Genomic DNA, 810 nt, shown 5'->3' on the forward strand with positions numbered 1-810 from the left:
CTGGTTGGTCGAGCCGCGGGTGCCGCCCTTGGAGACGAGCAGGCCGGCGGCGAGCGACACGATCAGTGCCGGGATCTGGGTGACGAGGCCGTCGCCGACCGACAGCTTGATGAACACGTCGGCGGCTTCGCCCATGCCCATGCCGTGCCTGATGTAGCCGATGGCAATGCCGCCGACGATGTTGATGGCGGTGATGATGAGGCCGGCGATGGCGTCGCCGCGGACGAACTTCGAGGCGCCGTCCATCGAGCCGAAGAAAGAAGATTCTTCTTCCAGTTCACGGCGGCGCAGCTGCGCGGTCTTGTCGTCGATCATGCCGGCCGAGAGGTCGGCGTCAATCGACATCTGCTTGCCGGGGATGGCATCGAGGGTGAAGCGCGCGCCGACTTCGGCGATACGCGTGGCGCCCTTGGTGATGACGATGAAGTTCACCACGATCAGGATCATGAAGACGATGAGGCCGATGACGAAGTCGCTGGCCATCACCAGCTTGGAGAAGCCGGCGATGACGTAGCCGGCGGCATGCGTCCCTTCATTGCCATGCGACAGGATCATGCGCGTGGTGGCGATGTTGAGCGACAGCCGCAGCATGGTGGCGATGAGCAGCACGGTTGGAAAAGACGAAAAATCGAGCGGCCGCTGGATCCACAGCGCCACCATCAGGATCAGCACCGAAAGCGCGATCGAAAAGGCGAGGCCGACATCGATGAGAAAGGCCGGGATCGGCAGGAACAGCACGGCAAGTATGATGACGATGCCGATGGCGAAGAAGACGTCGCGGCCGTTCTTGGCGGCCGCGCCGGGCTGAAT

The 810-nt window shown here is 63.2% G+C and carries 1 protein-coding gene; it reads right to left on the reverse strand.

All coding sequences use genetic code 11. The features are described 5' to 3' along the window. Positions 1-810: FHIPEP family type III secretion protein (locus EN991_RS38275; protein WP_206519363.1), on the reverse strand; the 810-nt coding region annotated here is incomplete at its 3' end.

It is taken from the genome of Mesorhizobium sp. M7A.F.Ca.US.005.03.2.1 (assembly GCF_003997795.1).
Lineage (GTDB): Bacteria > Pseudomonadota > Alphaproteobacteria > Rhizobiales > Rhizobiaceae > Mesorhizobium > Mesorhizobium ciceri.